The 22,275-nt window shown below is 72.2% G+C and carries 23 protein-coding genes; 9 read left to right on the top strand and 14 right to left on the bottom strand.

Going from position 1 to position 22,275, the window contains the following annotated elements; translation table 11 throughout:
- Nucleotide 1: 1 nt before the first annotated feature.
- Entirely contained in the window at nucleotides 2-1,453 is a 1,452-nt protein-coding gene (locus VIM19_06725; protein ID HEY5184590.1) for an NAD(P)H-quinone dehydrogenase, read from the bottom strand.
- Between VIM19_06725 and VIM19_06720 the strand changes: the two genes are divergently transcribed.
- The 3 genes from VIM19_06720 to VIM19_06710 are packed head-to-tail and all read left to right on the top strand — an operon-like array spanning nucleotide 1,452 to nucleotide 4,386.
- Complete coding sequence (locus VIM19_06720) at nucleotides 1,452-1,904, top strand: gamma-glutamylcyclotransferase family protein (GenBank protein HEY5184589.1); 453 nt, start codon at nucleotides 1,452-1,454, stop codon at nucleotides 1,902-1,904. The genes VIM19_06725 and VIM19_06720 overlap by 2 nt on opposite strands.
- A 33-nt stretch (nucleotides 1,905-1,937) precedes the next feature.
- The gene (locus tag VIM19_06715) at nucleotides 1,938-2,741 is read left to right on the top strand and encodes a purine-nucleoside phosphorylase (GenBank protein ID HEY5184588.1); all 804 of its coding nucleotides are present in this window, start codon (nucleotides 1,938-1,940) and stop codon (nucleotides 2,739-2,741) included.
- Nucleotides 2,742-2,763: 22 nt separating this feature from the next.
- Entirely contained in the window at nucleotides 2,764-4,386 is a 1,623-nt protein-coding gene (locus tag VIM19_06710; protein ID HEY5184587.1) for a phospho-sugar mutase, read from the top strand.
- Between the two features lie 20 nt (nucleotides 4,387-4,406).
- On the opposite strand, the gene VIM19_06705 is transcribed toward VIM19_06710, so the two are convergent.
- Nucleotides 4,407-4,904 carry a GNAT family protein gene (locus VIM19_06705; GenBank protein HEY5184586.1) on the bottom strand — a complete coding sequence of 166 codons (498 nt, stop codon included), beginning with the start codon at nucleotides 4,902-4,904 and terminating at the stop codon, nucleotides 4,407-4,409.
- Between the two features lie 41 nt (nucleotides 4,905-4,945).
- Here VIM19_06705 and deoC point away from each other — a divergent pair, with 41 nt between their 5' ends.
- The 3 genes from deoC to VIM19_06690 are packed head-to-tail and all read left to right on the top strand — an operon-like array spanning nucleotide 4,946 to nucleotide 8,198.
- Nucleotides 4,946-5,899, top strand: a complete 954-nt coding sequence (gene deoC / locus VIM19_06700; GenBank protein HEY5184585.1) for a deoxyribose-phosphate aldolase — start codon at nucleotides 4,946-4,948, stop codon at nucleotides 5,897-5,899.
- A gap of 6 nt (nucleotides 5,900-5,905) precedes the next feature.
- Nucleotides 5,906-7,345, top strand: coding sequence for an aldehyde dehydrogenase family protein (locus tag VIM19_06695; protein HEY5184584.1), 1,440 nt, complete (start codon nucleotides 5,906-5,908; stop codon nucleotides 7,343-7,345).
- On the top strand, nucleotides 7,338-8,198 hold the full coding sequence (locus VIM19_06690) for an aldehyde dehydrogenase family protein (GenBank protein ID HEY5184583.1): 861 nt from the start codon (nucleotides 7,338-7,340) through the stop codon (nucleotides 8,196-8,198). The genes VIM19_06695 and VIM19_06690 overlap by 8 nt, the downstream gene beginning before the upstream one ends.
- A 75-nt stretch (nucleotides 8,199-8,273) precedes the next feature.
- On the opposite strand, the gene VIM19_06685 is transcribed toward VIM19_06690, so the two are convergent.
- Nucleotides 8,274-9,359 carry an adenosine deaminase gene (locus VIM19_06685; GenBank protein ID HEY5184582.1) on the bottom strand — a complete coding sequence of 362 codons (1,086 nt, stop codon included), beginning with the start codon at nucleotides 9,357-9,359 and terminating at the stop codon, nucleotides 8,274-8,276.
- A gap of 54 nt (nucleotides 9,360-9,413) precedes the next feature.
- On the opposite strand from VIM19_06685, the gene VIM19_06680 reads away from it, so the two are divergent.
- Nucleotides 9,414-9,836, top strand: a complete 423-nt coding sequence (locus VIM19_06680; GenBank protein ID HEY5184581.1) for a hypothetical protein — start codon at nucleotides 9,414-9,416, stop codon at nucleotides 9,834-9,836.
- Nucleotides 9,837-9,957: 121 nt separating this feature from the next.
- On the opposite strand, the gene VIM19_06675 is transcribed toward VIM19_06680, so the two are convergent.
- From VIM19_06675 to VIM19_06625, 11 genes are all read right to left on the bottom strand, one after another.
- Nucleotides 9,958-10,953 (bottom strand): aldo/keto reductase, encoded by a 996-nt coding sequence (locus tag VIM19_06675; protein HEY5184580.1) that lies wholly within the window; start codon nucleotides 10,951-10,953, stop codon nucleotides 9,958-9,960.
- Entirely contained in the window at nucleotides 10,950-11,318 is a 369-nt protein-coding gene (locus VIM19_06670) for a cupin domain-containing protein (GenBank protein ID HEY5184579.1), read from the bottom strand. Before VIM19_06670 ends, VIM19_06675 begins: the two co-directional genes overlap by 4 nt.
- Nucleotides 11,318-12,601 carry a thymidine phosphorylase gene (locus VIM19_06665; GenBank protein ID HEY5184578.1) on the bottom strand — a complete coding sequence of 428 codons (1,284 nt, stop codon included), beginning with the start codon at nucleotides 12,599-12,601 and terminating at the stop codon, nucleotides 11,318-11,320. The genes VIM19_06670 and VIM19_06665 overlap by 1 nt, the downstream gene beginning before the upstream one ends.
- Nucleotides 12,598-12,996 (bottom strand): cytidine deaminase, encoded by a 399-nt coding sequence (locus VIM19_06660; GenBank protein HEY5184577.1) that lies wholly within the window; start codon nucleotides 12,994-12,996, stop codon nucleotides 12,598-12,600. Before VIM19_06660 ends, VIM19_06665 begins: the two co-directional genes overlap by 4 nt.
- Nucleotides 12,993-14,207 carry an ABC transporter permease gene (locus VIM19_06655; protein ID HEY5184576.1) on the bottom strand — a complete coding sequence of 405 codons (1,215 nt, stop codon included), beginning with the start codon at nucleotides 14,205-14,207 and terminating at the stop codon, nucleotides 12,993-12,995. Before VIM19_06655 ends, VIM19_06660 begins: the two co-directional genes overlap by 4 nt.
- Before the next feature lie 44 nt (nucleotides 14,208-14,251).
- On the bottom strand, nucleotides 14,252-15,358 hold the full coding sequence (locus tag VIM19_06650) for an ABC transporter permease (protein HEY5184575.1): 1,107 nt from the start codon (nucleotides 15,356-15,358) through the stop codon (nucleotides 14,252-14,254).
- A complete protein-coding gene (locus VIM19_06645; protein HEY5184574.1) occupies nucleotides 15,355-16,902 on the bottom strand; it encodes an ABC transporter ATP-binding protein in 1,548 nt (515 codons plus the stop codon). Before VIM19_06645 ends, VIM19_06650 begins: the two co-directional genes overlap by 4 nt.
- Before the next feature lie 98 nt (nucleotides 16,903-17,000).
- Nucleotides 17,001-18,050, bottom strand: coding sequence for a BMP family ABC transporter substrate-binding protein (locus VIM19_06640; protein HEY5184573.1), 1,050 nt, complete (start codon nucleotides 18,048-18,050; stop codon nucleotides 17,001-17,003).
- A 153-nt stretch (nucleotides 18,051-18,203) separates the two neighbouring features.
- Nucleotides 18,204-19,385, bottom strand: a complete 1,182-nt coding sequence (locus tag VIM19_06635; GenBank protein HEY5184572.1) for an amidohydrolase — start codon at nucleotides 19,383-19,385, stop codon at nucleotides 18,204-18,206.
- 56 nt (nucleotides 19,386-19,441) lie between these two features.
- Nucleotides 19,442-19,642, bottom strand: coding sequence for a hypothetical protein (locus tag VIM19_06630; protein HEY5184571.1), 201 nt, complete (start codon nucleotides 19,640-19,642; stop codon nucleotides 19,442-19,444).
- 58 nt (nucleotides 19,643-19,700) lie between these two features.
- The gene (locus tag VIM19_06625) at nucleotides 19,701-21,287 is read right to left on the bottom strand and encodes a methylmalonyl-CoA mutase family protein (GenBank protein HEY5184570.1); all 1,587 of its coding nucleotides are present in this window, start codon (nucleotides 21,285-21,287) and stop codon (nucleotides 19,701-19,703) included.
- 179 nt (nucleotides 21,288-21,466) lie between these two features.
- On the opposite strand from VIM19_06625, the gene sdhC reads away from it, so the two are divergent.
- Nucleotides 21,467-21,853: a succinate dehydrogenase, cytochrome b556 subunit gene (gene sdhC / locus VIM19_06620; protein HEY5184569.1), complete on the top strand. Its 387-nt coding sequence runs from the start codon at nucleotides 21,467-21,469 to the stop codon at nucleotides 21,851-21,853.
- Nucleotides 21,850-22,272, top strand: coding sequence for a succinate dehydrogenase hydrophobic membrane anchor subunit (locus VIM19_06615; protein HEY5184568.1), 423 nt, complete (start codon nucleotides 21,850-21,852; stop codon nucleotides 22,270-22,272). Before sdhC ends, VIM19_06615 begins: the two co-directional genes overlap by 4 nt.
- The last annotated feature ends 3 nt before the right edge of the window (nucleotides 22,273-22,275 follow it).

Here is a 22,275-nt window from a genome sequence, read left to right as displayed (position 1 = left end):
GTCAGGACCGGTGCAGCTGGCGGGCCGCCTCGGCCACCGAGCCGGACAACGACGGGTAGACCGTGAAGGTCTGCGCCACCTCGTCCACCGTGAGCCGCTGCTCGACGGCCAGCGTGAGCGGGTGCACCAGCTCGCTGGCCCGCGGTGCCACCACCACGCCGCCGACGACGATGCGGGTGCTCGACCGCGCGAAGACCTTCACGAACCCCTCGTGGATACCCTGCATCTTGGCCCGCGCGTTGGTCGCCAGCGGCAGGTGCGCGACCACGGCGTTGATCCGGCCGGCGTCGACGTCGGCCTGGGTGACCCCGACGGTCGCGATCTCCGGCTCGGTGAAGACGTTCGAGGAGATCGTGCTGCGGTCCAGCGGGGTGACGGCGTCGCCGAGCGCGTGCCACATCGCGATCCGGCCCTGCATCGCGGCCACCGACGCGAGCATGAGCACCCCGGTGCAGTCGCCGGCCGCGTAGACCCCGCGGGCCGAGGTGCGAGACACCCGGTCCACCTCGACGAACCCACCACTGCCCAGCCGGACGCCGGCCTCCTCGAGGCCGAGCCCCTCGGTGTTGGGCACCGAGCCCACGGCGAGCAGGCAGTGCGACCCCCCGACGGTCCGCCCGTCGGCCAGGGCGACGACGACGCCGTCGCCTGTCCGCCGCACCGAGGTGGCCCGCGACCGGGAGAGCACCTCCATGCCGCGCCGGCGGAACACGTCCTCGAGCACCCGGGCGGCGTCCGGGTCCTCCCCGGGCAGCACCCGCTCCCGGGAGGACACCAGCACGACCTGCGAGCCGAGCGCCTGGTACGCGGAGGCGAACTCGGCGCCGGTCACCCCTGAGCCCACCACCACCAGCCGCCGCGGCAGCTCGTCGAGGTCGTAGACCTGCTCCCAGCTGAGGATCCGCTCCCCGTCCGGCACGGCGTCCGGGAGCACCCGCGGGTGCGCCCCGGTCGCCACCAGCACGACGTCCGCCTCGACGGTCTCGGTGCCGCCGCCCACGAGGTCGGCGACCACCTGTGACGACGAGGCCAGCCGCCCGGTGCCCTCGACCCAGCGCACGCCCTCCTGCCGGACGCTGGCCAGCACGTCGTCCGACTGGGCCTGGGCCAACCGCTTGACCCGCGCGTTGACCGCGGCCAGGTCGACCGAAAGGCCGGCGCCGGTCGCGGGGGCCGGGCCGAACCGGACCCCCAGCTCGGCGCTGTCGCGCGCCTCGATCATGACCTCGGCCGTCGCCGCGAGGGTCTTGCTGGGCACGCAGTCGGTGAGCACGCAGGAGCCGCCGGCGCCGTCCCTGTCGACCACCGTCACCTCGGCGCCGAGCTGCGCGGCCACCAGGGCCGCCTCGTACCCGCCGGGTCCGCCGCCGATGATCGCCACTCGGGTCATCTCGGCATTCTCCCGCACGGCGCCGAAGGCGCCGCCAGGTGGAGCCCTAGGCTGCTGGGCCATGGCCCTGTACGCCGCCTACGGCAGCAACCTCGATCCGGCCCAGATGGGGGACCGGGCGCCGCACTCGCCGCCGGCCGGCACCGGCTGGCTGGTCGGCTGGCGGCTCACCTTCGGCGGGGAGGACAGCGGCTGGGAGGGCGCGCTGGCCACCGTGGTCGAGGAACCGGGCAGCCAGGTGTTCGTCATGCTCTACGACGTCACTGCGGCCGACGAGCGCGAGCTGGACTTCTGGGAGGGCGCCGAGCTGGGTCTGTACCGCAAGATCCGGGTCCGGGTGCAGACCCTGGACGGCGAGGCGCTGGCCTGGCTGTACGTGCTGGACGACTACGAGGGCGGCCTACCGTCGGCGCGTTACCTGGGCATCATGGCCGACGCCGCCGAGGCCGCCGCCGCTCCCGCCGACTACGTGGCCGACCTGCGGGCCCGGCCGTGCCAGTCCGTAGGTCCCTGACGACGTCGTCCGGCGCGCGGTAGCGTCCGGCAGGTGAGCGATCCAGCGGACCCGTACGCCGAGGCGGCCGCAGCCGCCGAGGTGCTGGCCGCGCGGACCGGATCGCCCACGCATGACGTCGCCGTCGTGCTCGGCTCCGGCTGGGTGCCCGCGGCCGACCTGCTCGGCCGCACCGTCGTCGACCTGCCCGTGACCGACCTGCCCGGGTTCGCCCCGCCCGCCGTCGAGGGGCACGCCGGACGGGTCCGCTCGGTGACCGCCGACGACCGGCGGCTGCTGGTGTTCCTGGGCCGCACCCACCTGTACGAGGGCCGCGGCCCCGCCGCCGTCGTGCACGGCGTGCGGACCGCTGCGGCGGCCGGCTGCCGCACGGTCGTGCTCACCAACGGGTGCGGCGGGCTGGACCCGAGCTGGACGCCCGGCACCCCGGTCCTGATCAGCGACCACCTCAACCTGACCGGTCGCTCCCCCCTCGAGGGGGCGCGGTTCGTCGATCTCACCGACCTTTACTCGGCCCGGCTGCGTGCCCTGTGCCGCTCCATCGACCCGACGCTGCCCGAGGGCGTCTACGCGCAGTTCCCCGGCCCGCACTACGAGACCCCGGCCGAGATCCGGATGGTGGCGGCCGTCGGCGGGTCGCTCGTCGGGATGTCGACCGCGCTGGAGGCCATCGCGGCCAGGGAGGCAGGGGTGGAGGTCCTCGGGATCTCGCTGGTCACCAACCTGGCCGCCGGGCTGTCCGGCCAGCCGCTGGACCACGCGGAGGTGCTGGCGGCGGGCCAGGCCGCCGCGACCCGCATGGGCGAGCTGCTCGCGCAGCTCGTACGTCAGCTGTGACCACCCCCTGGAAGGAGCAGCGATGAGCGGCGACCTGTTCGACACGGCGCGCGCCTGGCTGGCCGACGACCCCGACGAGGACACCAGGGCCGAGCTCGAGGCGCTGCTCGTGGCCGACGAGGTCGAGGAGCTGGCCGACCGGTTCGACGGCCGGCTGGAGTTCGGCACGGCCGGGCTGCGCGGGCCGCTGGGGGCCGGCCCGAACCGGATGAACCGCGCCGTGGTCCGGCGGACCGCGGCCGGGCTGGCCGCATACGTCCGCGCGCACGGGGACGGCGCCGTGGTCGTCGGCTATGACGCCCGGTACAAGTCCGACGAGTTCGCGCACGACACGGCTGCCGTGATGGAGGGGGCGGGGGTCCCGGCCATGGTGCTGCCGCACCCGCTGCCGACCCCGGTGCTGGCCTTCGCGATCCGTCACCTCGGCTGCGCGGCCGGCGTCATGGTCACCGCGTCGCACAACCCGGCGCAGGACAACGGCTACAAGGTCTACCTGGGGGACGGCTCGCAGATCGTGCCGCCCGCGGACGCCGAGATCTCCGCGGCGATCGACGCGGTGGGGCGGGTGTCCGAGCTGCCGCTCGGGGAGGAGTGGACCACCCTCGGCGACGAGGTCGCCGACGCCTACCTTGCCCGGGTGACCGGGCTGGTCCGGCCCGCCGGGTCCCGGGAGCTGTCGGTCGTCTACACGCCGCTGCACGGGGTGGGCCGGGCGCTGGCCGTCGAGGCGTTCCACCGCGCCGGTTTCACCGACGTGCACGTGGTCGCCGAGCAGGCCGACCCGGACCCGGACTTCCCAACCGTCCCCTTCCCCAACCCGGAGGAGCCGGGGGCGATGGACCTCGCGCTGGCCGCGGCCGCAGCCAAGGGCGCGGACCTGGTGATCGCCAACGACCCGGACGCCGACCGTTGCGCGGTGGCCGTCCCGCTGCCGGACGGCGGCTACCGGATGCTGCGCGGCGACGAGGTCGGCGCGCTGCTCGCCGTCCACCTGCTGGACCGCGGTGCCACCGGGGCGTTCGCCTGCTCGATCGTCTCCTCGACCCTGCTCGGCACGATCGCGGCCGACCGCGGGGTCCGGTTCGCGCAGACCCTCACCGGGTTCAAGTGGATCTCCCGCGTCGAGGGGCTGGCGTTCGGGTACGAGGAGGCGCTCGGGTACTGCGTCGACCCGGCCGGCGTCCGGGACAAGGACGGCATCTCGGCCGCGCTGCTCGTCGCCGAGCTGGCCGCCGAGCAGAGGGCGAAGGGCCGCACCCTGCTGGACGTGCTGGACGACGTGGAGCGGCGCTACGGCGTCCACGCCACCGACCAGCTGTCGGTCCGGGTCGAGGACCTGTCGGTCATCACCGCGGCCATGGACCGGCTGCGCTCGGCACCCCCGTCGGCCCTCGGGGGGCGGGCCGTGGTAGCCATGGACGACCTCGCGCAGGGCGTCGACGGGCTGCCGCCGACGGACGGCCTGCGGCTGCAGCTCGAGGGCGGCGCGCGGGTGGTCGTGCGGCCGTCCGGCACCGAGCCCAAGCTCAAGGCCTACCTCGAGGTCGTCGTCCCGATCAGCGCGTCGCTGGCGGCCGCCCGCGACGCGGCCGCCACCCGGATCGCCGCCATCAAGGCCGACCTCCAGTCGAACCTGTCAGGGTGAGGGCCAGCGATACGTCGTCCTCACCCTGACAAGTCGGGGAGGTCGGTGCGCAGGACGGCGTAGCAGACCAGGTCGTGCCGACCGTCCCGGCGCACCTGGGCGCCGCGCTGCACACCCTCCCGGCGAAACCCGGCCGCCTCCAGCGCCCGCTGCTCGGCCAGGTTGTCAACGTCCGTGCTGGCCTCGACCCGGACGACGGAGGTCGTCGCGAACAGGTACTCGGCCAGCATCCGCTGGGCGCGGGAGCCGATCCCCCGCCCTCGGGCGGCAGGCACCAGGGCGATACCGATGTTCCAGGCCAGGCAGCCTGGAGTCGGCCCGTACCAGACCGCGTGCCAGGTCACGTCCCCCACGACGGTGCCGTCCGCCTCGACGAGCAGCCGGCCGACGTCGCTGGCCGCCTGCGGGTCGAACTCACCATTCCAGTCGTCCCACTCCGACGAGGTGTCCGGCCGTTCCTCGCCCGGCTGCTGCGGCCGGAGCCGGAGGTAGGGCTCCCGTCCGGCTGCGCTTCCCATGACGCACATTGTGCCTGGCAACTACGATCGCGAGGGTGACCATGGCCGCGATCGACCTGACCGGGCGGATCGGCGAGATCACGACGTCGGACGCCGCGCTGCGACGGTTCCTGCACGGACTCCCCGGGGTGGACCAGGTCGGCGCGGACGCCCGCGCGGCCGATCTCGCCACCCGGTCCATCAAGACCACCGCCAAGGCGACCGCCCTCGACCTGGCGATCTCGATGATCGACCTGACCACGCTCGAGGGCATGGACACCCCAGGCAAGGTGCGCGGCCTGTGCGCCAAGGCGATGCGGCCGGACCCGATGGACCCGACCACTCCCCCGGTGGCGGCGATCTGCGTCTACACCGACATGGTCGGGGTGGCCAAGGAGGCGCTGCGCGGCAGCGGGGTCAAGGTGGCCGCTGTCGCCACCGCCTTCCCGTCCGGCCGCGCGTCGCTCGACGTGAAGCTGCTCGACACCGGGGACGCCGTGGCCGCGGGCGCCGACGAGATCGACATGGTGATCGACCGGGGCGCCTTCCTCACCGGGCGGTACCTGGACGTGTTCGACGAGATCGTCGCCGTCAAGGCGGCCTGCGGGGCCGCCCACCTGAAGGTCATCCTGGAGACCGGGGAGCTGCAGACCTACGACAACGTCCGGCGGGCCTCCTGGCTGGCCATGCTGGCCGGCGGCCACTTCATCAAGACGTCCACCGGCAAGATCGAGCCGGCCGCCACGGCTCCGGTCACCCTGGTCATGCTGCAGGCGGTGCGGGACTTCCGCGAGGCCACCGGCCGGCAGGTCGGCGTGAAGGCGGCCGGCGGCATCCGCACCAGCAAGGACGCCATCCGCTACCTGGTGCTGGTCAACGAGATCGTCGGCGAGGACTGGCTGGACCCCGACTGGTTCCGGCTGGGGGCCTCCAGCGTGCTCAACGACCTGCTGATGCAGCGCACCAAGCTGGCCACCGGCCGCTACAGCGGTCCCGACTACTTCACCTTGGACTGACGCCGCATGGGAACCGTCTTCGAGTACGCCCCGGCCCCGGAGTCCCGGGCCGTCGTCACCCTGCAGCCGTCCTACGGGCTGTTCATCGACGGCGCGTTCGTCGACCCGGCCGACGGGTCCGCCTTCACGACCGTCAACCCGGCCACCGAGGAGGTCCTCGCCGAGGTCGGCGAGGCCGGCGCCGCCGACGTGGACCGCGCCGTGAAGGCCGCGCGCCGCGCGTACACCCGCACCTGGTCGCGGATGTCCGGCCGGGAGCGCGGCAAGTACCTGTTCCGGATCGCCCGGATCATCCAGGAGCGGGCCCGCGAGCTCGCCGTCCTGGAGACGCTGGACAACGGCAAGCCGATCCGCGAGTCCCGCGACGTCGACGTGCCGCTCGTCGCGGCGCACTTCTTCTATTACGCGGGCTGGGCGGACAAGCTCGACCACGCCGGGTTCGGGCCGCACCCGCGCCCGCTCGGGGTGGCCGCCCAGGTCATCCCGTGGAACTTCCCGCTGCTCATGCTGGCCTGGAAGGTTGCCCCCGCGCTGGCCGCCGGGAACACCGTGGTGCTCAAGCCGGCCGAGACTACGCCACTCACGGCGCTGCGGTTCGCCGAGATCTGCCAGCAGGCCGACCTGCCAGCGGGGGTGGTGAACATCGTCACCGGTGCCGGCCGCACCGGACAGTCGCTGGTCGAGCACCCGGACGTCGACAAGGTCGCGTTCACCGGGTCGACCGAGGTGGGCCGCCTGATCGCGCGCGCGGTGGCCGGGTCGCGCAAGAAGGTCACCCTCGAGCTCGGCGGCAAGGCCGCGAACATCGTGTTCGACGACGCGCCGGTCGACCAGGCAGTCGAGGGCATCGTGCGAGGGGTCTTCTTCAACCAGGGCCACGTCTGCTGCGCAGGCACCCGGCTGCTCGTGCAGGAGTCGGTGGCCGACGAGGTGCTGCGCTCGCTCAAGCGCCGGTTGGGCACGCTGCGGCTGGGCGACCCGATGGACAAGAACTCCGACATCGGGGCGATCAACTCCGCCGTCCAGCTGGAGCGGATCGTGACCATGAGCAAGGTCGGCGAGGCCGAGGGAGCGCAGCGCTGGTCGGCGCCGTGCGCACTGCCGGACCGTGGCTACTGGTTCCCGCCCACGGTCTTCACCGGCGTCTCGCAGGTGCACCGGATCGCGCGGGAGGAGATCTTCGGGCCGGTGCTCTCGGTGCTGACCTTTCGGACGCCGAAGGAGGCGCTGGCCAAGGCCAACAACACGCCGTACGGGCTGTCCGCCGGGGTGTGGACGGACAAGGGCTCCCGGATCTTGTACATGGCCCAGCACCTGCGGGCCGGCGTGGTGTGGGCCAACACGTTCAACCACTTCGACCCGACGTCGCCGTTCGGCGGGTACAAGGAGTCCGGCCACGGCCGCGAGGGCGGCCGGCACGGTCTGGAGGCCTACCTCGATGTCTAGGCTCGATGTCCGCAAGACCTACAAGCTCTACGTCGGCGGGGCGTTCCCCCGGTCGGAGAGCGGGCGCTCCTACGAGGTGACCGACGCCAAGGGTCGGTTCCTGGCCAACGCCGCCCTGGCCTCCCGCAAGGACGCCAGGGACGCTGTGGTGGCGGCCCGCAAGGCCTTCCCCGGGTGGTCCGGCGCGACCGCCTACAACCGCGGCCAGGTGCTCTACCGGGTGGCCGAGGTGATGGAGGGCCGCCGCGACCAGTTCGCGGCCGAGGTCGCGGCGGCGGAGGGCCTCACGGCGGCCCCTGCCCGGTCCGCCGTCGAGGCGGCGATCGACCGGCTGGTCTGGTACGCCGGCTGGTCGGACAAGGTGGCGCAGGTGGCCGGTTCGGCCAACCCGGTGGCCGGGCCGTTCTTCAACTTCTCGGTGCCCGAGCCGACCGGAGTGGTCGCCGTGGTCGCCCCCCAGCGGTCCGCGCTGCTCGGCCTGGTCAGCGTGGTCGCCCCGGCCGTGGTGACCGGAAACACCGCCGTCGTCCTCGCATCGCAGACCATGCCGTTGCCGGCCGTCACCTTCGGGGAGGTGCTCGCGACCTCCGACGTCCCCGGTGGCGTGGTGAACATCCTGACCGGACGGGTCGCCGAGGTCGCGCCGTGGCTGGCCTCGCACATGGACGTCAACGGCATCGACCTGACCGGCGCCGGTCTGGACGCCGTCGACCTCGAGGCGGCTGCCGCCGAGAACCTCAAGCGGGTCCGGCGCCCGGCCGACCCGGACGCCGACTGGGCCGCCGACCCGGGCACCGGGCCGATGCTGGCCTTCCTGGAGACCAAGACGGTCTGGCACCCGGTCGGGTTGTAGGCCGCGGAGGGGCCGGTCGCGCGGGTCGTGCTGCGGCTGGCGCCGATGGCGACCGGCAGCGGACCGCCCAGGCGCTCAGAGCCGCTGCAGCGCCGCGTACCCCGGCTTGATCACCGAGTCGATCAGGGCCAGCCGCTCGTCGAACGGCAGGAAGGCCGACTTCATCGCGTTGATCGTGAACCACTGCAGGTCCGGGACGCCGTAGCCGAACGTCTCGCTGAGGGCGTGCAGCTCGTGCGTCATCGACGTCCCGCTCATGAGCCGGTTGTCGGTGTTCACGGTGACCCGGAACCGCAGCCGGGTGAGCAGCCCGATCGGGTGCTCGGCGAGCGAGGCGGCGGCACCGGTCTGCAGGTTCGACGTCGGGCACATCTCCAGCGGGATCCGCTTGTCTCGCACGTACTGGGCCAGCCGGCCCAGGGTGACCCGGCCATCGTCGTGCACCGTGATGTCGTCCGCGATGCGCACGCCGTGGCCGAGCCGGTCCGCCCCGCACCACTGCAGCGCCTCCCAGATCGACGGCAGCCCGAACGCCTCGCCGGCGTGGATCGTGAAGTGCGCGTTCTCCCGGCGCAGGTACTCGAAGGCGTCCAGGTGCCGGGTCGGCGGGAAGCCGGCCTCCGCGCCGGCGATGTCGAAGCCCACCACGCCGCCGTCGCGGAACCGCACGACGAGCTCGGCGATCTCCCGGGAGCGGGCTGCGTGCCGCATCGCCGTGAGCAGGGTGCGCACCACGATCGGGGTGCCGGCGGCCGCCGCCCGGCGCTCGCCCTCCTGGAAGCCGTCCAGCGCCGCCTGCACGACGTCGTCCAGGGACAGCCCACCGGCCAGGTGCAGCTCGGGGGCGAACCGGACCTCGGCGTAGACGACGCCGTCGGCCGCCAGGTCCTCGGCGCACTCCCGCGCCACCCTGGTCAGTGCGGTGCGGGTCTGCAGCACCCCGACCGTGTGCTCGAAGGTCTGCAGGTAGCGCTCCAGCGAGCCGGAGTCGCAGGCCGCGACGAACCAGCGGGCCAGCCCGTCGGGGTCGTCGGTGGGCAGCCGGCCGTAGCCCTGCTCGGCGGCCAGCTGGACGACGGTCGAGGGGCGCAGCCCGCCGTCGAGGTGATCATGGAGCAGGACCTTGGGGGCGCGGCGGACCAGATCCTCAGAAAGCGGCACGCAGGTGAGGCTATCGGCCTCAACCCCCCGGCCGTCCCTACCGATGAGGTCCTCATGCGCTTCACGTCGGAGGAGACCCGGGTCATCCGGCCGGCCGCTGTGCTCGACCAGCGGACGGCCGCGCGGGTTCTTCACGAGCTGGCCCGCCTCGACGTCGGCAAGGGCGGCATCTGGAACGCCACCTCGTCGCTGTGGCAGCGCTACGACCAGGCGTGGAACGGACCTGGGGGTGCCCGCGGGTCGGCCCAGCTGATCGGGTCGATCGCGGTGATGTACGACTCCCCGAACCGGCACCAGATCACGATCTACAAGGTCACGGTGAGCCCGCACGGGCTGGAGCTCGGCTGGACCGTGGACTCGCTGTGCGACGACGCACTGTCCTGGGTGGGCCTCACCCTGGACAGCTGCCCGCGCGCCGAGCTGATGACCCCGCCGGCCCACGACCCCTTCAAGCGCACCCCCGTCACCCCTGCATGACGGGTCCCTTCTGTGCGCAAGGTGCCAGATCTCTACCCTTCATGGGCAGGCATGAAGGCTGGGTCGGTGCAGCCTTGCGCACAGAAGGGACCCTTCATCCGGGTCTGGGGGGTAGGCCGGGTCAGCGGTTGACGCTGGACATGTCGGCGTAGCGGAAGCCGGCCACCGAACCGGGCGGGACGGCGGCCGCCAGCCACTCCAGGTCCCCGGCCGTGAGCTCGACGGCCACGGCCGCGGCGTTCTCCTGCAGGTAGGCGCGCCGCTTCGTGCCCGGGATCGGCACCACGTCCGGGCCCTGCGCGAGCACCCAGGCCAGCGCCAGCTGGCCCGGGGTGACCCCCTTCTCCGCGGCCAGCGCCCGGACCCCGGCCACCAGCGCCGCGTTGTGCGCGAAGTTGTCCTTCGAGAACCGCGGGTCGCTCGCCCGGAAGTCCCCGGCCGGGACGTCGTCGACCGAGCCGAACCGCCCGGTCAGGAAGCCGCGGCCCAGCGGGCTGTAGGCGACCAGCCCGATGCCCAGCTCACGCAGGGTCGGCAGGACCTCCGCCTCGACGTCGCGCGCCCACAGCGAGTACTCGGTCTGGACGGCGGTGATCGGGTGCACCGCGTGCGCCCGCCGAATCGTCGTGGCCGCCGCCTCGGACAGCCCCAGGTGCGCCACCTTCCCCGCGGCGACCAGCTCGGCCATCGCCCCGACCGTCTCCTCGATCGGCACGGACAGGTCCACCCGGTGCTGGTAGTACAGGTCGATCCGCTCCACCCCGAGCCGCTGCAGCGAAGCGTCGCAGGCCGACCGCACGTACTCGGGGCGGCCGCTGATCCCCAGCCGGGCCCCCGACTCGTCCCGGACGATGCCGAACTTCGTCGCGACCACGACGTCGTCGCGCCGGCCGGCGACCGCCCGGCCCACCAGCCGCTCGTTGGTGAACGGCCCGTACATGTCGGACGTGTCCAGGAAGGTCACCCCGAGGTCCAGCGCGCGCTGGATCGTGGCCAGCGACTCGCCGTCGTCGCCGGGGCCGTAGAAGTCCGACATGCCCATGCAGCCGAGTCCCTCGGCGGAGACGGCGAGGGCGGCCGGGCCGCGGCCCAGGGTGCGCACCGGCACTGCCGTCATGCCACGCCCTCCGGGTCGCGGTGCGCCAGGTCCGGGCCGAACGCCGGCACGCACACCGCTACGTACTCGGCGCCGTCCGGCTCCGGGGTGGTGTAGCGCACCCGCTCCCCGGCCCTGGTCAGCACGACCTGGCCCGCGCCGACGTCGAGCACCCCGCCGTCGTGCTCCACCCGGACGACACCACGCAGCACAAGCGTCACCTCGTCGAACTCGGGGGTCTGGGCCGGCTCCTCCCAGCCACCGGGGGCCACCATCCGGGCCACCGACACGTCAGCGGTGCCCGTGGTGACCCGGCCGACGAACTCGTCGATGACCTTGCCGCCGGGGACCGGGATCCGCGTGGGGGCAGTGACCAGCTCGGGCATCAGGCTCCGATCGTCTCGATGAGCAGGGGCAGCGGACGGGTCGGCCCGTCCACCTCGATCCCGCCGACCAGCGCCTCGACGGCGCGGGCGAACCGGTCCGGGTCGTCCGCGTGCAGAGTGAGCAGCGGCTCTCCGGCCCGCACCGGCGCCCCCGGTTTGGCGTACAGGACCACGCCCGCGCCGGCCGACACCGGGTCCTCCTTGCGGGCCCGCCCGGCCCCGAGCCGCCAGGCGCACAGGCCGACGGCCAGCGCGTCCAGCCGGGTCAGCGTCCCGGTGGCGGGCGCGGGGACGACGAGGGTCTCGGCGGCGCGCGGGAGCGGGGCCAGCGGGTCACCGCCCTGGGCCCGGACCATGGCCCGCCACGCGTCCATGGCCGACCCGTCGGCCAGCCGGTCGGCCGGGTCCACGTCGGTGACCCCGGCCCCGCGCAGCATCTCCCTGGCCAGTGCCAGGGTCAGCTCGACGACGTCGGCCGGGCCACCGCCTTCGAGCACCTCGACCGACTCGGCGACCTCGAGGGCGTTGCCCGCCGTGCGGCCGAGCGGGGTGTCCATAGCCGTGAGCAGGGCCACCGTGCGGATGCCAGCGTCGCGGCCGAGCCCGACCATCGTCTCGGCCAGCTCCCGGGCCCGGTCGACGTCCTTCATGAACGCCCCGGAGCCCACCTTGACGTCGAGCACGAGCGCCCCGGTGCCCTCGGCGATCTTCTTGCTCATGATCGAGCTGGCGATCAGCGGGATCGCCTCGACGGTGCCGGTGACGTCGCGCAGCGCGTAGAGCTTCTTGTCCGCCGGGGCCAGCCCGCTGCCGGCCGCGCAGATGACCGCCCCGACGTCGCGCAGCTGGGCGAGCATCTCGTCGTTGGACAGCGCGGCCCGCCAGCCCGGGATCGACTCCAGCTTGTCCAGCGTGCCGCCGGTGTGTCCCAGCCCTCGGCCGGACAGCTGCGGCACGGCCACCCCGCAGGCGGCCACGAGCGGCGCCAGCGGCAGGGTGATCTTGTCGCCCACCCCGCCGGTGGAGTGCTTGTCCGCGGTCGGCCGGTCCAGCCCGGACCAGTCCATCCGCTCCCCGCTGCGGATCATCGCGTCGGTCCACCGCGCGATCTCCCGGCGTCCCATACCGTTGAGCAGGATGGCCATGGCCAGCGCCGACATCTGCTCGTCGGCCACCGCGCCGCGGGTGTACGCGTCCACGACCCAGTCGATCTGCTCGTCGGTGAGCTCGCCGCCGTCCCGCTTGGCCACGATGACGTCGACCGCGGCGAACGGCTCGCTCACCGGTGCTCCTCCAGGGTGTCCGGGCCAAACGCGTCCGGGAGCACCTCGCTCATCGGGAGCACCCCGCGCGCGGTCGCCAGCTGCATGGTCGGCCCGCCGTTCTCCCACAGCAGCTGCCGGCATCGCCCGCACGGCATGAGCAGGGCCCCGTGCTGGTTGACGCAGACGACGGCCAGCAGCCGGCCGCCGCCGGTGGCGTGCAGCGCCGAGACCAGGCCGCACTCGGCGCACAGCCCCACGCCGTACGACGCGTTCTCGACATTGCAGCCGACCACCACGCGGCCGTCGTCGACCAGCCCGGCCGCACCCACCTTGAACTGCGAGTACGGCGCGTAGGCCCGGCCCATGACGTCGATGGCCGCCGCGCGCAGCGCCACCCAGTCGACGGCGGTCACCCGCCTTCACCGCGTCGGTACACCAGCCCGTCGGCGGCCGGCATCCGCAGCCGCTGCGAGGCCAGCGACAGCACCAGCAGCGTGGTGATGTACGGCGTCATGTAGGTGACCTGCTGCGGCAGGTCGGAGGTGGCCAGGAACCAGGCCAGGATCACCGCGGCCAGCGCCGCCATCACGCTCGCCGAGATCACCTTGCGGCGCGCCGCGTACGTCACCGCGAGCAAGGCCAGCAGGACGACGGCCAGCAGCAGCAAGGCGTGGACGGCGTCCGCGCTGCGCAGCTGCATGGCGTCGGTGTAGCCGAACAGCAGGGCACCCGCGGCCAACCCACCGGGCCGCCAGTTGCCGAAGATCATGGCGGCCAGGCCGATGTAGCCGCGGCCACCCGTCTGCCCCTCCCGGTAGATCCCGGCCGCGACGATCGCCAGGAACCCCCCGCCGAACCCGGCCAGCGCGCCCGAGGTGACGACCGCGATGTACTTGTACTTGTACACGTTCACGCCGAGCGACTCCGCTGCGTGCGGCGCCTCGCCGCAGGACCGCAGCCGCAGCCCGAAGGCGGTCCGCCACAGCACCCAATACGTCAGCGGGAGCAGCAGGACGGCGATGATCGTCAGGTAGGAGACCTGGTAGGTGACGCCCTTGAGGACACCCGCGAGGTCGGACACGAGGAACCAGTGGTGGTTCTCGATACTGCCCATCGCGGAGGAGAAGCCCGGGATGGTCACCGTGCCCATCGACTTGATCCCCGGCGACTGGGTGGGGCCACCGCCCGCCTTCCCGGTGAACGCGATCGCCGAGAGGTACTGCGTCACACCCAGCCCGAGGATGTTGATGGCGACGCCGGACACGATCTGGTCGACCCCGAAGGTGATGGTCGCGACCGCGTGCACCAGCCCGCCGAGGGCACCGAAGGCGACCGCAGCGAGCACTCCCGCCCACGCGCTCCACTGGGAGCCGGCCCACCCGGCGCCCCAGGTCCCGAGGATCATCATGCCCTCGAGACCGATGTTGACCACGCCGGACCGCTCCGACCACAGGCCGCCAAGGCCGGCCATGCCGATCGGCACTGCCAGCCCGACCGCCGCGCCGACGGTGCCACTGGAGATCAGGTCCCCCGCGCCGGTGACCAGGCGGACGAGCGACATGACCAGCAGCAGGCCGACCCCGAACACGGTGAGCCGGATCCAGCGGTTGGCCAGCCACGGCATTGCGCCGGCAGCTCCTCGGGTCTTGTTGGTGAGCTCGGTGACGCTCATGCCGCCACCCCCGCTGCCGCAGCCGCGGACTCCTCGGCAGCGAGCCGCCGTCCGACCTCACGCTGCTGCTGGGCCAGACCGTAGCGGCGGACCAGCTCGTAGGCGATCACCACGGCGAGCACGATGACCCCCTGCATGATCGTGACGATCTCCTTGGAGACGCCCCCGAGGTCGAGGATCTGGCGGGAGGTGTCCAGGAACGCCCACAGCAGCGCGCCGAAGGCGATCCCGATGGGGTTGTTGCGCCCCAGCAGAGCGATGGCGATCCCGGTGAAGCCCAGGCCGGCCGGGAAGTCCAGCGAGTAGGTGTAGGACGCGCCGAGCAGCTGCGGGATTCCGACCAGGCCGGCGACCGCACCGGAAAGGAGCATGCTGACCAGCACCATGCGCTTGACGTTGACGCCGCTGGCCACCGCAGCAGGCTCGGAGCGTCCGGTGGCGCGCAGGTCGAAGCCGAACCGGGTGCGGCCGAGCAGGAACCAGTAGCCGACGCCCATGACGACCGCGAGCAGGATAAGGCCGTAGACCTGCTGGGTGGTCCCAGGCAGGAGCGAGATCCCCGGGACCTGGCCGGAGGCGGGGATCGGCTTGGTCCCGATGTTGTTCGACCCCTGCACCGAGACCGCGAGCCGGCCAGGGGTCAGCAGGTAGGCCACGACGCCCGTGGCGATGAAGTTGAGCATGATCGTCGAGATGACCTCGCTGACCCCCCGGGTCACCTTCAGCAGCCCGGCGATGCCGGCCCACATCGCGCCCACCACCATCGCGATGGCGATGGTCACGATCTGCCCGAAGGGCGCCGGCAGGACGACCGAGCCGGCGAACGCGGCGGCGATCATCGCGGCCAGCCGGTACTGCCCGTCGACACCGATGTTGAACAGGTTCATCCGAAAGCCGATGGCCACGGCGAGCGCCGACAGGTAGTAGGTCGTGGCCAGGTTGAGCGTGAGCACCTGGCTGCGGGGCTGGAACCCGTAGTTGACCATGTCCCGGAACACGCCGAACGGTGGGTGGCCCGAGATCACCAGGATGACCGACACGAGGGCGAGCGAGAACACGATCGCCAGTACCGGCGCCGCGACGGCGAGCAGGAAGCGCCTCACGCGGCCTCACCCCCCACACCGGTCATCGCCGAGCCGAGCTGCTCGGGGGTGACCGTCGCCGGGTCGGCACTGGCGACCAACCGGCCACGCAGCAGCACCCGCAGGCTGTCCGACAGGCCGATCAGCTCGTCCAGGTCGGCCGAGATGAGCAGCACGCCCAGCCCCTTGGCACGCGCATCCTTGAGCAGGTCCCAGATGGCCGCCTGGGCGCCGACGTCGACGCCCCGCGTGGGATGTGCCGCGACCAGCACCTTCGGGTCACCGCTCATCTCCCGGCCCACGATGAGCTTCTGCTGGTTTCCACCCGACAGCGACGAGGCCAGCACCTCGATGCCCGGCGTGCGCACGTCGTACTCGCGCACGATCCGCTCGGTGTCCGCCCTGGCGCCGCGACGGTCGATAAGGGCCCCCTTGGCGTTGGGCGGCGTGGTCTGGTGGCCCAGCATCCGGTTCTCCCACAGCGGGGCCTCCAGCAGCAGGCCGTGGCGCGTGCGGTCCTCGGGGATGTAGCCCATCCCCTCCTCACGCCTCCGCCGGGTCGACCAGTGGGTCACGTCGGTGTCGTCGAACAGCACCCGCCCGTCCGAGGCGGTCCGCATCCCCATGATCGTCTCGACCAGCTCCACCTGACCGTTGCCCTCGACGCCCGCGATCCCCAGCACCTCACCCTGGTGGATGGTGAACGAGATGTCGTCGAGCAGCAGCCGCTCCCCCGGGCCGGCCAGCGACAGGTGCTCGACCGTGAGCACTGGCACGTCGGTCACGGTGGACTCACGGGTCTCCGGAGAGGGCAGCTCGGAGCCGACCATCAGCTCGGCCAGCTGGCGGGCCGTGACCTCGGCGGGGTCGACGGTCGCGACCGTCGTCCCGGCCCTGATCACCGTGATCGTGTCGGCGACCGACAGCACCTCGTCCAGCTTGTGCGAGATGAAGATGACGGTCAGTCCCTGCTGCTTCAGCTCGCGCAGCGCGTCGAAGAGGTCGTCGACCTCCTGCGGGACGAGCACCGACGTGGGCTCGTCCAGGATCAGCGTCTTCGCCCCCCGGTAGAGCACCTTGAGGATCTCCACCCGCTGCCGGTCTCCGACCCCGAGGTCCTCGAGCAGCTCGTCCGGATCCACGTCGAGGCCGTACCGCTGGCCGATCTCGTCGATCTGCGCCCGCGCCGCGTCGAAGTCGATCCGCCAGCCGCTCGTGGGCTCCTGGCCCAGGATGACGTTCTCCAGCACGGTGAGGTTGTTCGCCAGCATGAAGTGCTGGTGCACCATGCCCACGCCGCGCGCGATGGCGTCGGATGGCGAGTGCATGACGACCGGCTCGCCGTCGATGAGCACCTCGCCCTCGTCCGGCTTGTGCATCCCGTAGAGGGTGTTCATCAGGGTCGACTTGCCCGCGCCGTTCTCGCCGACGATGGCGTGCACCGTGCCGCGCCGCACGACCAGGTCGATGTCATGGTTGGCCACCACACCGGGGAACCGCTTGGTGATCCCGCGGAGCTCGACGGCAGGAGCCGCGGCGGACTGCGTGTCGGGACTGATGGCCAGCCTCCTCGCTTCTGCGGTGGTACGGGCCCGACGGATCGGGCCCGGTTCGGACGCTATCGCGTCCGGACCGGGCCCGGGAGGAACCCGTCGCAGATTGGTTACGGCGTCGTCGGGACGGTGATCGCGCCGGACTTGATCTGCTCCGCGGCCGCGTCCGCCTTCGCCTCATACGGCTGGACGGCCGAGTTCGACTTCGAGTAGCCGACGCCGTCCTTCTTCAGGTCGAAGGTCTGCACGCCGGTGAGCGGCGAGCCGTCGACGGCCGACTTGATGAAGTTATAGACCGCGGTGTCGACCCGCTTGATCATCGAGGTGAGGATGACATCCTTCACGTCAGCCGACGCGGTGAGGTACTGGTCGGAGTCCACACCGATGGCCAGCTTGCCGGAGGCCTTGGCCGCCTTGAACACACCGCTGCCGGAGCCGCCAGCGGCCGCGAAGACCACGTCGGCCCCTGCGTCGTACATGCCCTGCGCCGCGGTCTGGCCCTTGTCCGGCGCGTTGAAGCCGGAGAAGTCCGGGGGCTGCGTCAGGTACTTGACCTGGACCTTGATGCTCGGGTTGATCGACTTCGCACCGGCGGTGTAGCCCGCCTCGAACTTCTGCAGCAGAGGGGTGAGCACCCCACCGATGTACCCAATGTTGCCGGTCTTCGACGCCTGGGCCGCGATCACGCCGACGAGGTAGGAGCCCTCGTTCTCCGCGAACACGAGGTTCGCCACGTTTTTCGCCGAGAAGCTGGAGTCGTCGATGATGGCGAAGTTGACTTTGGGGTACTCGGCCGCGACCTTCTTGGTGGCGGTCGCGTAGGCGAACCCGACGGCGATGACCGGGTTGTACCCGCCGGCGGCAAGCAGCCGCAGCCGCTCCTCCTTCTGGGCGTCGGTCTCGCCGACGACCGCGGACAGCTCCTTGGTCTGGATGCCGAAGTCGGTCTTCGCCTTGTCCAGCCCCACTGCGGCAGCGTCGTTGAACGACTTGTCGCCACGGCCGCCGACGTCGTACGCAAGACCGACCTTGATGTTGGACGTTGCCGCGGGGCTGCCACTGGTACCCGCACCGCCGCCACTGCTGCTGCTGCTGCCACAGGCAGCCAGCGCCAACGCGCCGGCAACCGCCAGGGCGGCCACCTTCATGACCCTGCGCAAGAGGTACTCCTTCGTCCGATGCACCCCGGCAGCGGGTGCTCACGACCGCGCCTCGCGGGCGCGCTGTTGATGACCGCGGAGGTCGCGGCGTCCTTGCGAGCGTATTCCTCGAGGGGGGCCGATCCGGCCGGACGAAGGTCCTTATCCAGACTGTTACCAGACCGAGAGCAGGGCCGATCCGGACAGCAGCCGCACACCGATCGCAATCGCCCGCTCGTCCACGTCGAAGCCGCCCTGGTGCAGGTCCCTGGACACCTCGTCCCCCGGCCGGCGAACCCCCAGCCGGGCCAGCGCACCGGGCACCTTGTCGAGGTACCAGGCGAAGTCCTCCCCGCCGAGGCTCTGCTCCACCTGGACGACGCTGTGCTCCCCGACCAGCCGCTGCGCCGCGGACTCCAGCACCCCCACCGCCGCCGCGTCGTTCACCACAGGCGGCACCCCCCGGATGTACTCGACCTGCACCCGGACTCCATAGGGGGAGGCGACCGTCCGCACCGCCTCCTCGACGACGTCCGGAGCGCTCGCCCAGGCGGCCGCGTCCAACGAGCGGACCGTGCCCTCGACCTCGCCGGCCTGCGGGATCACGTTGTGCGCCCCGCCTGCCTGGATCCGCCCCCAGACGAGCGACAGCCCCGCGCGCGGGTCGACCCGGCGGGACAGCACAGCGGGGACGTCGGTCACCACCCGGGCCAGCGCGTACACCAGGTCAGCGGTCAGGTGGGGGCGGGCCGTGTGCCCGCCGGGGCCGGCCAGCCGCACCCGCACGTGGTCAGACGAGCCGGTGATCGGACCCACCCGAAGGCCCACGGTCCCGACGTCGGCCCGGGGGTCGCAGTGGACGGCGTAGATGCCGGACACCCCGTCCAGCGCGTTCACCGCAAGGACGTCGAGCGCACCCCCGGGGTTAGTCTCCTCCGCCGGCTGGAAGACCAGCCGGACCCGGCCCGGCAGCTGCCCGGCGCGGTCGAGGTCGGCGAGCACCAGTCCGGCGCCGAGCACGACGACCGTGTGCACGTCGTGGCCGCAGGCGTGGCACCGCCCGGGCACGGTGGACCGGTAGGGGACGTCCTTCTCGTCATCGATGGGCAGCGCGTCCAGGTCGGCGCGCAGCGCGGTGGCCGGCTCGCCCGAACCCACGTCGCACACCAGCCCGCTGCCGCCGGGCAGCAACCGGGGAGCCAGCCCGGCCGCTTCGAGCCGCTCGCGGACCAGCCGGGTGGTGCGCACCTCGGCCCGGCCCAGCTCAGGGTGCGCGTGCAGGTCACGGCGCAACGCGACCAGCTCGTCGGCGTACCCGGCGACCAGGGCGGGGATCTGCGCGAGGACGGCGTCCAGGTCGGTCGGTGCGGGTGCCGGGTCCACCCCGGCAGGCTAGTACCGGCTCGTCCTGGCTAGTCCTCGCCGGGCCCCGGCCCCGGCTCCGGCTGCCGCGGCCCCTGGACCTGCGCCGACTCGGACCGCGCCCACGTCCCGGTCAGCTCGCTGGCGTGCTGGAAACGGGCGGCCTCGTCCGGTCGCTGCGCGCGGCGCAGCAGGACGACCACCGCGCCCACGAGGAGCACGACCACGGCAGCGATCACGAGCAGCGTCATGGGTCAACCGTGACAAATCGGCTGAATCCGGTCAAGACGCGGCGTGGCTGCACTCCGGTCAGAACGCGTCGTTGGGCCGGTACGTTCCCCACACGTTGCGCAGCGCGTCGGACACCTCGCCCACCGTGGCGCGCGCGGCGAGCGCGGTCCGCATCGGGCGCAGCACGTTGTCGCTGCCCTGCGCCGCGGCCCGGACGGCGTCCAGGGCCGCGGTCACCGACCCGTTGTCGCGGTCGGCCCGCAGGCGGGCCAGCCGCTCGCCCTGCTCCGCCTCGATCGCCGGGTTGACCCGCAGCGGCTCGTAGTGCTCCTCCTCGTCGAGGGTGAACCGGTTCACCCCCACGACGACCCGCTCCCCCGAGTCGATGGAGGTGGCCACGTCGTAGGCGGACCGCTCGATCTCGCGCTTCTGGAAGCCCTGCTCGATCGCCGCAACCGCCCCACCGAGGTCCTCCACTCGGCCCATCAGGTCGCGGGCCGCTGCCTCGAGCTCGTCGGTCATCGACTCGATGACGTAGGAGCCGGCGAACGGGTCGACGGTGGCGGTCACATCGGTCTCGTAGGCCAGCACCTGCTGGGTGCGAAGCGCCAGCCGGGCCGCCTTCTCCGACGGCAGCGCGATGGCCTCGTCGAAGGAGTTGGTGTGCAGCGACTGGGTCCCGCCGAGGACCGCGGCCAGCCCCTGGACCGCGACCCGGACCAGGTTGACCTCCGGCTGCTGCGCGGTCAGCTGCACCCCCGCGGTCTGGGTGTGGAACCGCAGCATCATCGACTTCGGGTTCTTCGCACCGAACTGATCACGCATCACGTGCGCCCAGATCCGGCGGGCGGCCCGGAACTTGGCTACCTCCTCCAGCAACGTGGTGCGCGCCACGAAGAAGAACGCCAGCCGGGGGGCGAACTCGTCGACGTCCTGGCCGGACGCGACCGCGGCACGGACGTACTCGATCCCGTCGGCGAGGGTGAAGGCGATCTCCTGCGCCGGCGTCGCCCCGGCCTCGGCCATGTGGTACCCGGAGATGGAGATGGTGTTCCACCGCGGGATCTCCTCGCGGCAGTAGGCGAAGATGTCGGTGATCAGCCGCAGGGACGCCTTCGGCGGGTAGATGTAGGTGCCCCGCGCGATGTACTCCTTGAGGACGTCGTTTTGGATGGTCCCGGTCAGCTGCGCCGGCGCCACCCCCTGCTCCTCACCGACCAGCTGGTAGAGCAGCAGCAGCACGGCGGCCGGAGCGTTGATGGTCATGGACGTCGAGACCTGGTCCAGCGGGATGCCACCAAACAGCACCCGCATGTCCTCGACCGAGTCGATGGCGACGCCGACCTTGCCGACCTCGCCGTGGGCGATCGCGTTGTCGCTGTCGTACCCCATCTGGGTCGGCAGGTCGAAGGCCACCGACAGCCCGGTCTGCCCCGCCGCCAGCAGCTGGCGGTACCGGGCGTTCGACTCCCCCGCCGTGCCGAAGCCGGCGTACTGCCGCATGGTCCACGGCTTGCCGGTGTACATGGTCGGGTAGACGCCGCGGGTGTACGGGAACGCCCCTGGATCGCCGAGCTGCCCGGCCGGGTCCCACCCGGCCAGGGCGCCCGGGCCGTACACGGCCGGGATCGGGAGACCGGACTCGGTGCGGCGCTCGTCGCTCATGCTCCGTCAGCGTACTGACGACGTCCGCACCGCTGTGACGGGTGTGACACAGTCGGCGTACGCCGGCCGAGAGCACGTCGATACGATGTCGAAGTCCGGGCCCATCGTCCGGACCGGGCTGCTCCGCACGTTGGCGAAGCGCCTGTGGGCTCCGCGACGGAGGTACTGCCTTGGCCACCATGCCGGCAGGGACGATCTACCGGGGCCGGGAGGGCATGTGGTCCTGGGTGGCCCACCGAATCACCGGCGTCCTGACCTTCTTCTTCCTGTTCGCGCACGTGCTCGACACGGCGCTGGTGCGGGTCTCCCCCGACTCCTACGACCGGGTGATCGCGTCGTACAAGACGCCGATCGTCAACCTGCTCGAGGTCGCCCTCGTCGGCGCGGTCCTGTACCACGCGCTGAACGGGATCCGGGTGGTGCTCGTCGACTTCTGGTCGAAGGGGCCGCGCTACCACCGGGTCATGCTGTGGACCATCGTGGCCGCCTGGGTCGTGATCATGGTGCCCGGCGTCTACTTCATGCTGCAGCACACCGTGCAGTCGCTGTTCGGGAGCGCGTCATGAGCGCCGTCGAGCCGGCCCCGGCCCTGGAGGCCCCGCGCAGCCCGCGCCGGCAGCGCAGCCAGCAGCGCACCAACTTCGAGCTGTTCAGCTGGCTGTTCATGCGGATCTCGGGGCTGTTCTTGGTCGTGCTGGTCCTGGGTCACCTGCTGATCATGAACGTCCTGGACGGCGGGGTGCAGCGGATCAACTTCGGCTTCGTGGCCGGCCGCTGGGCCTCCCCGTTCTGGCAGGTCTGGGATCTGCTGATGCTCTGGCTCGCCGAGCTGCACGGAGCCAACGGGCTGCGGACCGTCATCAACGACTACGCGGAGCGGGACCAGACCCGCTTCTGGCTGAAGATGCTGCTGCTCGTCAGCACGGTGCTGATCGTGGCTCTCGGCACCCTGGTGATCTTCACCTTCGATCCGAACATCGGCTAGGGG

Source organism: Actinomycetes bacterium (assembly GCA_036510875.1).
In the GTDB taxonomy this organism is placed as follows: domain Bacteria; phylum Actinomycetota; class Actinomycetes; order Prado026; family Prado026; genus DATCDE01.
Note: the sequence above shows the minus strand (reverse complement) of the source record. Positions and strands in the feature narration are given on the sequence as shown.

Excerpts from the sequence above, each read along its gene's own strand:
- VIM19_06630 (HEY5184571.1), bottom strand. The coding sequence starts at position 19,642 with ATGACGCTGCTCGTGATCGCTGCCGTGGTCGTGCTCCTCGTGGGCGCG.
- VIM19_06655 (HEY5184576.1), bottom strand. The coding sequence starts at position 14,207 with ATGCCGTGGCTGGCCAACCGCTGGATCCGGCTCACCGTGTTCGGGGTC.
- VIM19_06615 (HEY5184568.1), top strand. The coding sequence starts at position 21,850 with ATGAGCGCCGTCGAGCCGGCCCCGGCCCTGGAGGCCCCGCGCAGCCCG.
- VIM19_06705 (HEY5184586.1), bottom strand. The coding sequence starts at position 4,904 with ATGGGAAGCGCAGCCGGACGGGAGCCCTACCTCCGGCTCCGGCCGCAG.
- VIM19_06670 (HEY5184579.1), bottom strand. The coding sequence starts at position 11,318 with ATGCCCGAGCTGGTCACTGCCCCCACGCGGATCCCGGTCCCCGGCGGC.
- VIM19_06625 (HEY5184570.1), bottom strand. The coding sequence starts at position 21,287 with ATGAGCGACGAGCGCCGCACCGAGTCCGGTCTCCCGATCCCGGCCGTG.
- VIM19_06720 (HEY5184589.1), top strand. The coding sequence starts at position 1,452 with ATGGCCCTGTACGCCGCCTACGGCAGCAACCTCGATCCGGCCCAGATG.
- VIM19_06710 (HEY5184587.1), top strand. The coding sequence starts at position 2,764 with ATGAGCGGCGACCTGTTCGACACGGCGCGCGCCTGGCTGGCCGACGAC.
- VIM19_06695 (HEY5184584.1), top strand. The coding sequence starts at position 5,906 with ATGGGAACCGTCTTCGAGTACGCCCCGGCCCCGGAGTCCCGGGCCGTC.
- VIM19_06690 (HEY5184583.1), top strand. The coding sequence starts at position 7,338 with ATGTCTAGGCTCGATGTCCGCAAGACCTACAAGCTCTACGTCGGCGGG.
- sdhC (HEY5184569.1), top strand. The coding sequence starts at position 21,467 with ATGCCGGCAGGGACGATCTACCGGGGCCGGGAGGGCATGTGGTCCTGG.
- deoC (HEY5184585.1), top strand. The coding sequence starts at position 4,946 with ATGGCCGCGATCGACCTGACCGGGCGGATCGGCGAGATCACGACGTCG.
- VIM19_06725 (HEY5184590.1), bottom strand. The coding sequence starts at position 1,453 with ATGGCCCAGCAGCCTAGGGCTCCACCTGGCGGCGCCTTCGGCGCCGTG.
- VIM19_06675 (HEY5184580.1), bottom strand. The coding sequence starts at position 10,953 with ATGACGGCAGTGCCGGTGCGCACCCTGGGCCGCGGCCCGGCCGCCCTC.
- VIM19_06680 (HEY5184581.1), top strand. The coding sequence starts at position 9,414 with ATGCGCTTCACGTCGGAGGAGACCCGGGTCATCCGGCCGGCCGCTGTG.